Source organism: Arenibacter sp. F20364 (assembly GCF_023015905.1).
Classification (GTDB): Bacteria; Bacteroidota; Bacteroidia; order Flavobacteriales; family Flavobacteriaceae; genus Arenibacter.
Map to the genome: position 1 here is coordinate 1 of NZ_JALKBD010000063.1, position 8,430 is coordinate 8,430.

Consider the following 8,430-nt stretch of genomic DNA (forward strand, 5'->3'; position numbering starts at 1 on the left):
AATAACGATAAATCGGTTCCTTTGTCCATCCCTTAAATTTAAAGTGCAAAGAAATAAATTATTCACTTCAGACCCAAGTTTTGTTCTTGATCCGTTTTTTCTTGGGTTGAGAGGTTTATTATCATACAATATGCCCACAATTTAAACTCGTAATATACTTCCATCAAAAGACTACGGCATTGACCTTCATTATTGTATGACCTTGACTTTTGCCATTCTATTTGCAAATAATAAATAAGATTTTACAATTATTTATTGTGAATTTTTGGTTGAAGTAATTGATCAAAGTATCTGATATTAAATTTTTTTGTACATTTGTTAACCAAACGGTTAAACTAAATGGTTGTATAATGACAAAACACAAAGACAATAAAACTGAAGAACAAATATTGGAAGCAGCCCAGAAAATTTTCCAAGCTAAAGGAATGGATGGTGCACGGATGCAGGAAATTGCAGATAAAGCAAGCATCAATAAGGCGATGTTGCATTACTATTACAGAAGTAAACAGCTTTTGTTTGAGGCGGTCTTTAAAAAGGCGTTTGCCTTATTAGCCCCACAGCTTAATGCCATTCTTAATGATGACTCATCATTAGAGGATAAAATCAAAAATTTTACCCACAACTACATTAGCTTTATTATAAAGCATCCTTATTTACCGAACTTCATTATTCAAGAGCTTAACAGAAATCCAAAATTCATTGAAAAGATTAAGAATAATGTCGCCTTTCCAAGTATTGACAAATTTAAACTACAAGTCCAAAAAGAAGTTAAAAACGGCACAATAGTTTCCATAAGTGCAGAGCAACTATTTATCAATATACTGGCCTTAAATATATTTCCCTTTGTGGCTTCCCCATTAATTAAAGCGTTTGCAAATGTTGATGACAGAACTTACAAAACACTGTTGGAAGCTCGAAAAAAAGAGGTGTCCGATTTTATTATTAATGCCATAAAAAAGTGAACCTATGAAAGCTATATATCTATTCGGACTATTCTTTTTAACAACGATTTTTGGTTACAGCCAAAACACCCTTAGCTTAAATGAATGTTATGAAGGTTTAAAAACAAATTATCCTCTTGCTAAACAGCATGCCATTTTAGAACAACAAAAGGCGGTTGAGCTTTCGGCTATAAAAGCAAAGACATTACCACAGCTCAATCTTAACGCTCAAGCAACCTATCAGAGTGATGTTACCGAGGTTCCAGTACTAAATATAGACATAGAGCCTTTGAATAACGACCAATATCGTGCCACACTTACAGCTAATCAGCTGATTTTCAATGGTGGAAAAATTAAAGCATCGCAAGGTTTACAAAATACCGTTACTGACAGAAAGCAACAGGAGGTCGAAGTCAATCTGTATCAATTAAAACAACGAGTTAATCAACTCTATTTTTCAATTCTTCTGATTGATGACCAAACTAAATTGCTGAACGTAAGAGAGCAACAATTGAATAGTAAATTAAAGGAAGTGAAATCTGGAATAGAAAACGGTGTGTTGTTGCCTACTTCAGATAAAGTCATTGAAGCTGAATTGTTGAAAATTTTACAGCAAACAAAAGAAGCGACCAACAATAAGTCAAAGTTGATTGCATCTTTATCTTCATTGATAGGAGTTTCTATTCCTGTCGAAACAGAATTTCAAAAGCCTTTGCTCTCAATGAATGCAAGTTCAGATTTGAATAGACCGGAATTAGGCTTGTTCAACTTGCGGAAACAAGAGATAGGACAACAACAAAATATACTATCCAAATCATTGGTTCCCGAACTTAAAGGTTTTGCAACTGGCGGTTATGGTAATCCGGGATTGAATATGTTGGAAAATGACTTTACATCTTACTACATCGTTGGCTTAAAGCTAAACTGGAATGTATTCGACTGGAATGGAAATAAGAAAGAGAGGCAAGCATTAGATTATTCAAAAGAATTGATAAGCAATCAAGAAGAAGTTTTTAGACTGAACACAAACACCGCTTTAAATGAGCAGAAAAAAGAAATTGAAACTCTTGAAAGCACTATTACTATTGACCAGCAGTTAATTTCTTTACAACAAGAAGTAGTTAATACTTCCGAATCTCAATTGAGGAATGGTGTTATCACCACCTCTGGATACATTACAGAGCTTACCAAACTTCACGAAACAGAAAATTTGTTCAATCAACATAAAACCCAATTGGAATTAGCCAAAGCCAATTACAATACCCTTAAGGGAGATACTAAATAGAAAAACGATGAAAAACATAAAGAAAATACTAATTGCACTAACTGCTATAACTGTATTAACAGCCTGTAATAATAACGGAGACAAAGCAGATGGTTACGGAAATTTTGAAGCTACCGAAATAACCGTATCTGCTGAAAACACTGGAAAACTAATGACCTTTACTATTGATGAAGGCTCTGTTATAGAATACAATGAACTTATTGGTCATATAGATACGATTCCCCTGCACTTAAAGAAAGAGCAACTTTTTGTACAAAAAGATGTGATTAAAGCAAAGTCTAAAGGTGTTTTGTCACAGATAAATGTATTACAAGCTAAATTAAAAACCGCCAATACCAATAAAACAAGAATTGAGAATTTAATTAAAGACAATGCTGGAACGCAAAAGCAGTTGGATGATATTGATGGTGAAATAGCAGTTTTAAAAAACAGTATTCGCAGTGTTGAAATTCAAAACGCACCCGTGGTAAACGAACTTAAAAGCATAGATGTGCAATTGCAACAACTCAACGACCAAATAACAAAGAGCAGAATACAAAACCCAATAAGGGGCACGGTGCTGTCAAAATACGTTGAACCCGGTGAAATTGTATCCTTTGGAAAACCGCTGTATAAAATAGCCGATTTATCGACTATGGAACTACGGGTTTATGTCAGCGAAACCCAATTGGCCAATGTAAAGATAGGTGAAGCAGTAATCGTCAAAATCGATGACCAAGATGCAATGAAAACGTATGACGGCAAAATTAGCTGGATAGCTTCGGAAGCGGAGTTTACCCCTAAAATCATTCAAACCAAAGAAGAACGAGTTGCCCTGGTCTATGCGGTGAAAGTGCAGGTAAAAAACGATGGTAGTTTAAAAATTGGAATGCCAGCTGAAATGTGGTTAAACACAGAATCAAATCAATAAATATTAAACTAAAAATCATGAATAAAATAATAATCACACTCATTGCAGTATCACTACTTTTTACAGGTTGTAAAGACCGACCCAAAGAAAGTAATGTAACAAAGAAAAATGAAACAGAACATACGGAACAGCATACTGAAAGCAACACAGTTGGTAATGACTGGATGCAAGAAATAAAAACGAATGATGGAGCTAAATGGATTGCGAATCCTGAAACAAATGAAGGTGTTGTTAGAATGCGATCCGTTTTAACAACAAATAACCCAAAAGAATTGAATGATTATCACACCATCGCCGATGCACTTAACGAAGAAAAAAACTATGTCATTAAAGAGTGTACTATGAAAGGGTCTTCACACGATAATTTACACGTATGGCTTCTTCCGTTAATTGAGAAAATTGATGCTTTAAAAGAAGCTAACACCTTGGCTGAAGCACAACATATTTATAAGAGCATTGAGCAAAACGTAAATGCTTACAACGATTATTTTGAATAATTATGGGCATCACAATATCCAACATATCGAAATCTTATGGTGAAATAACCGCATTATCAGATATTTCTTTTGATGTAAAACCTGGTGAGCTTTTTGGACTAATAGGTCCCGATGGTGCAGGAAAAACCACCTTGTTCCGCATACTTACCACGCTGTTGATAGCAGATAATGGGCAAGCTACCGTAGCAGGTTATGATGTGCTTAACGATTATAAATCCATTAGAAATAGTGTTGGGTATATGCCTGGGCGTTTTTCACTTTATCAAGATTTGACCGTAGAGGAAAATTTGAATTTTTTCGCTACAATTTTTGGTACGAGCATTGAAGAGAACTATGATTTGGTAAAAGACATCTATGTACAAATAGAACCTTTTAAAAATCGTAGAGCAGGCAAACTATCAGGTGGTATGAAACAAAAGCTTGCCTTAAGCTGTGCGTTGATACACAAGCCGAAAGTCCTTTTTCTGGATGAGCCTACAACTGGAGTGGACCCCGTATCGAGAAAGGAATTTTGGGAAATGCTCAAACGGTTACAGAAAAAAGGAATAACCATTTTAGTATCAACACCGTATATGGATGAAGCTGCCTTATGTGACCGCATCGCATTAATTCAAGATGGTAACATCCTTGAAATAGATACGCCAAACGCAATTGTTAGCCACTTTCCAAAACCGTTGTATAACATCAGTACCAACAATATGTACAGCCTTATTGAGAGTTTAACAAATTATGAGCATACGTACAGCATTTTTCCTTTTGGGGAGTTTGTGCACTATACCGATAAGCGTGACCCTATAGATAAGGCAAGTTTGAAAACCTATCTGGAATCTCAAGGACTTACAGATATTAAAATTGAAAAAACCCAACCTACCATAGAGGACACTTTTATGGAATTAGCCAAATGATGAAAGATAATAATGTTATACAAGTAGAAAATCTATCCAAGTTATTTGGAGACTTTGCAGCGGTAAACCAAATAAGTTTTCAGGTAAAGGCAGGGGAAATATTTGGCTTTTTGGGAGCAAATGGTGCTGGTAAAACCACAGCGATGAAAATGCTCATCGGGATTTCTTCCCCTACTTCGGGGAAGGCGACGGTTGCCGGTTTTGATGTTTATAAGGAAACTGAGTCCATCAAAAAAAATATTGGGTATATGAGTCAAAAATTTGCCTTGTATGATGATTTGACAGTAAAAGAGAACATCACATTTTTTGGTGGTATTTACGGATTGTCCAAAAAACAAATAGAACATAAACGACGTGAACTGGTTGAAGAATTGGGGCTTCAAGAAGTTACGAACAGTCTTGTGGCTTCATTACCCTTGGGCTGGAAACAAAAGTTGGCGTTTTCAGTTTCTCTATTGCACGAGCCCAAAATCGTTTTTTTAGATGAGCCCACCGGTGGTGTAGACCCCATTACCAGACGCCAATTTTGGGAAATGATCTATAAAGCAGCCCATAATGGCACCACCATTTTTGTAACTACCCATTATATGGACGAAGCAGAATATTGTGATAGGGTTTCTATTATGGTTGATGGTAAAATTGAAGCCCTTGACACCCCAAAAAAGCTAAAAGAGCATTATAAAACAGACACAATGAACGATGTGTTTTTAAAACTGGCCAGAGGATGAAACGATTTGTAGGTTTTGTAAGAAAAGAGTTTTATCACATATTCCGTGATAAACGTTCCCTATTTATATTATTCGGGATGCCCATAGCCCAAATATTATTGTTTGGTTTCGCCATTACCAATGAAATCAATAATGTAGATATTGCCATTTTAGACCAGGCCAATGATGTAGCATCTAAAGAAATCATCAATAAAATAGCCGCTTCAAAACACTTTAGCATTGTTGATATTATTCAACAAGAGTCATCCATAGAATCCATATTCAAAAAAGGCAAAGTAAAAGCGGTACTTCAATTTGAAAATAACTTTGGAAATAACCTCATTAAAGAAAAACAGGCCAACGTACAAGTACTTACAGATGCCACGGATCCAAATATGGCCAGTACCATAAGTAATTACATTTCGTCAATACTTAAAAAGTATCAGCAAGAGTTAAACGAAAATATTTCCATTGATTATCAGATTATACCGCAAAGCAGGATGGTTTATAATGCCGAATTGAAAAGTGTCTATATGTTTGTTCCAGGGGTTATGACTGTTATTCTGATGTTGGTTTCAGCAATGATGACTTCTATTTCCATCACCCGTGAAAAAGAACAAGGCACCATGGAAATTTTATTGGTTTCCCCTTTAAAACCATTTCAGGTAATTATAGGTAAAGTGTTTCCATACATTTTCCTATCTGTTATCAATGCCGTAGTCATCGTCTTGTTGAGCATTTTCGTGTTTAATGTGCCTGTTAATGGCAGCTTATTCTTATTAGGGATTGAAAGTGTCCTGTTTATCATCACATCACTTGCTTTGGGTATTTTAATTTCTACCATATCGGCAACACAGCAAACAGCTATGATGATTTCCCTTATGGGCTTAATGTTACCTACCATATTACTATCCGGGTTTATTTTCCCTATTAGCAGTATGCCATTACCGCTTCAGGTTATTAGCAACATCATACCCGCAAAATGGTTTATAATCATTGTAAAAGGCATAATGTTAAAAGGTATTGGAATTGGTTTTGTTTTAAAGGAAACCTTGATTCTTCTTTTAATGACATTATTGTTCATTGGTGTAAGTGTGAAGAAATATAAAATTAGACTGGAGTAAGATGAAAATAATACTATACATTATAAAAAAGGAGTTTAAGCAAATCTTTAGAAATAAAGGAATGCTACCCATCATATTTATTTTACCTCTGCTACAATTGGTCATTTTATCCAATGCGGCTACCTACGAAATAAAAAATATACAATTTGGATATGTTGATGCCGATAACAGTAGCACGTCCAGAGAGTTGATAGAACAATTTGAAGCTTCGACTTATTTCAATGTTTCAGAAAAGTTTCCTTCTGAAAAGGAGGCTTCCCAAGCAATGCAGGAAGGCACGATTGATGCGTATTTAAATATACCTACCCATTTTGAACGGGATTTACAAAAAGACAAAACAAAAGGCATAGGCGTATTTATTGATGCCATTGATGGTTCGGCAGCGGGAGTTATCAATGTTTATATAACCCAAATTATACAGAACTACAACAAAAATATTGTAGCGGATTTGATACAGATTTCAGATACCGTTCAAAAACCGAACAGTATAGAAAGCATTCCCTTGTTTTGGTATAACCAGACCTTGAACTATAAAACATTTATGGTGCCTGGTATTTTGGTTTTGCTTGTAACAATGATTACCCTGTTTTTATCAGGAATGAACATTGTTAGGGAAAAAGAAATTGGTACGCTAGAACAGATAAATGTTACGCCCATACGAAAAAGCCATTTTATCATAGGTAAACTCTTCCCTTTTTGGATAATAGGTATGGGGCTGTTGACCATAGGTTTAATACTCGCCAAAGTTATTTTTAATACGCCGATGCTTGGTAATTTAGGACTGCTCTATGCTTATACCTCTGTTTATATCTTGGTGATTTTAGGAATGGGGCTTTTTATTTCAAACTTCACTGATACACAACAGCAAGCGATGTTTATTGCGTGGTTCTTTATAGTGATATTTATACTAATGAGTGGCTTGTTTACCCCCATAGAAAGTATGCCAAAATGGGCACAAATACTTACCGAGTTCAATCCCATTAAATATTTTGTGGAAATCATAAGAATGGTAATGCTCAAAGGCTCTGGATTTGTTGATATTTTCCCATTGGCCATAAAAACTTTGGCCTACGCTATTGTAATGAACAGTTTGGCTGTTTGGAGCTATAAAAAAACAACCTAAAATGAATCATCGTATCAGACATAAAAACAAATTGGTTACCAATGAATCACTATTTATAAGAGGTCCTTTGTCCCGATTAAAAGAATTGGGTTTTGCCTTTAAGGTGTTTTTCAATTTTATCAAGGCTTTTAGGATAATGCACTTTGTTGGCCCTTGTGTTACCGTATTTGGTTCAGCACGTTTTACACAGGAATCCGAATATTACGTATATGCTGAAAAAATTGGTGCTGAACTATCCAAAATGGGGTTCACGATAATGACTGGTGGTGGACCAGGGATTATGGAAGCTGCCAATAAAGGTGCGTATGAAACAGGTGGGTATTCCGTTGGCTGTAATATTGTATTGCCTTTTGAACAAAAACCAAATCCTTTTTTGCACAAATGGATTGACATCCCATACTTTTTCTTACGAAAAGTCATACTGGTAAAGTATTCCTACGCATTTGTGGTGATGCCTGGAGGTATTGGAACTCTTGATGAGTTGTTTGAAGCACTTACCCTGATTCAGACCAAAATCATCAAAAACTTTCCTGTGGTCATTTTTGGTTCAGAATACCATAAAGAACTATGTGAGCACATCCATTTAATGGCAGAGCGGGAAAGTATTAGCGAAGCTGATATGGAATTATTGTTTGTAACCGACTCTGTTGATGACCTCATTAAACATATAGATACTTATGCCATAAAAGAATTTGGACTAACCAAAAAAGCTTCCAAACCAAAATGGTGGTACGGGGAAAAACTAAAGCCAAATGAAAAAGAATAAAATAATTAGCATCATTGCTGCCATAATTTTGACAGCCTTTGGATTATTGACTTTGTATTTAAGTAGTTCGATACTGTTATTAGATTAGCATTATTAAATTTATAGATGTTTAATTTATTGAAATTACTGAACAACCAGAGGAGAAAAGGTGACCTATTTCGACTCACAAACT

General features: G+C 35.3%; 9 protein-coding genes. All 9 read left to right on the forward strand.

The window, feature by feature from the left end:
• Positions 1 to 278: 278 nt before the first annotated feature.
• The 9 genes from MWU84_RS23215 to MWU84_RS23255 are packed head-to-tail and all read left to right on the forward strand — an operon-like array spanning position 279 to position 8,258.
• Complete coding sequence (locus MWU84_RS23215; protein ID WP_246906362.1) at positions 279 to 962, forward strand: TetR/AcrR family transcriptional regulator; 684 nt, start codon at positions 279 to 281, stop codon at positions 960 to 962.
• Between the two features lie 4 nt (positions 963 to 966).
• On the forward strand, positions 967 to 2,226 hold the full coding sequence (locus tag MWU84_RS23220; RefSeq protein ID WP_246906363.1) for a TolC family protein: 1,260 nt from the start codon (positions 967 to 969) through the stop codon (positions 2,224 to 2,226).
• A 7-nt stretch (positions 2,227 to 2,233) separates the two neighbouring features.
• Positions 2,234 to 3,136 (forward strand): HlyD family efflux transporter periplasmic adaptor subunit, encoded by a 903-nt coding sequence (locus tag MWU84_RS23225; protein WP_246906364.1) that lies wholly within the window; start codon positions 2,234 to 2,236, stop codon positions 3,134 to 3,136.
• Positions 3,137 to 3,153: 17 nt separating this feature from the next.
• Complete coding sequence (locus MWU84_RS23230) at positions 3,154 to 3,633, forward strand: hypothetical protein (protein ID WP_246906365.1); 480 nt, start codon at positions 3,154 to 3,156, stop codon at positions 3,631 to 3,633.
• A gap of 2 nt (positions 3,634 to 3,635) precedes the next feature.
• Positions 3,636 to 4,538 (forward strand): ABC transporter ATP-binding protein, encoded by a 903-nt coding sequence (locus tag MWU84_RS23235; RefSeq protein WP_246906366.1) that lies wholly within the window; start codon positions 3,636 to 3,638, stop codon positions 4,536 to 4,538.
• Positions 4,538 to 5,266 (forward strand): ABC transporter ATP-binding protein, encoded by a 729-nt coding sequence (locus MWU84_RS23240; RefSeq protein WP_246906374.1) that lies wholly within the window; start codon positions 4,538 to 4,540, stop codon positions 5,264 to 5,266. Before MWU84_RS23235 ends, MWU84_RS23240 begins: the two co-directional genes overlap by 1 nt.
• The gene (locus MWU84_RS23245; RefSeq protein WP_246906368.1) at positions 5,263 to 6,369 is read left to right on the forward strand and encodes an ABC transporter permease; all 1,107 of its coding nucleotides are present in this window, start codon (positions 5,263 to 5,265) and stop codon (positions 6,367 to 6,369) included. Before MWU84_RS23240 ends, MWU84_RS23245 begins: the two co-directional genes overlap by 4 nt.
• Position 6,370: 1 nt before the next feature.
• Positions 6,371 to 7,492, forward strand: coding sequence for an ABC transporter permease (locus MWU84_RS23250; RefSeq protein ID WP_246906370.1), 1,122 nt, complete (start codon positions 6,371 to 6,373; stop codon positions 7,490 to 7,492).
• Between the two features lies 1 nt (position 7,493).
• Positions 7,494 to 8,258, forward strand: a complete 765-nt coding sequence (locus tag MWU84_RS23255) for a TIGR00730 family Rossman fold protein (protein ID WP_246906372.1) — start codon at positions 7,494 to 7,496, stop codon at positions 8,256 to 8,258.
• Positions 8,259 to 8,430 lie beyond the last annotated feature (172 nt).

Bases quoted from the DNA above. Each gene is read 5' to 3' on its own strand.
- MWU84_RS23245 (WP_246906368.1), top strand. From the start codon at position 5,263: ATGAAACGATTTGTAGGTTTTGTAAGAAAAGAGTTTTATCACATATTC.
- MWU84_RS23240 (WP_246906374.1), top strand. From the start codon at position 4,538: ATGAAAGATAATAATGTTATACAAGTAGAAAATCTATCCAAGTTATTT.
- MWU84_RS23255 (WP_246906372.1), top strand. From the start codon at position 7,494: ATGAATCATCGTATCAGACATAAAAACAAATTGGTTACCAATGAATCA.
- MWU84_RS23235 (WP_246906366.1), top strand. From the start codon at position 3,636: ATGGGCATCACAATATCCAACATATCGAAATCTTATGGTGAAATAACC.
- MWU84_RS23220 (WP_246906363.1), top strand. From the start codon at position 967: ATGAAAGCTATATATCTATTCGGACTATTCTTTTTAACAACGATTTTT.
- MWU84_RS23225 (WP_246906364.1), top strand. From the start codon at position 2,234: ATGAAAAACATAAAGAAAATACTAATTGCACTAACTGCTATAACTGTA.
- MWU84_RS23230 (WP_246906365.1), top strand. From the start codon at position 3,154: ATGAATAAAATAATAATCACACTCATTGCAGTATCACTACTTTTTACA.
- MWU84_RS23250 (WP_246906370.1), top strand. From the start codon at position 6,371: ATGAAAATAATACTATACATTATAAAAAAGGAGTTTAAGCAAATCTTT.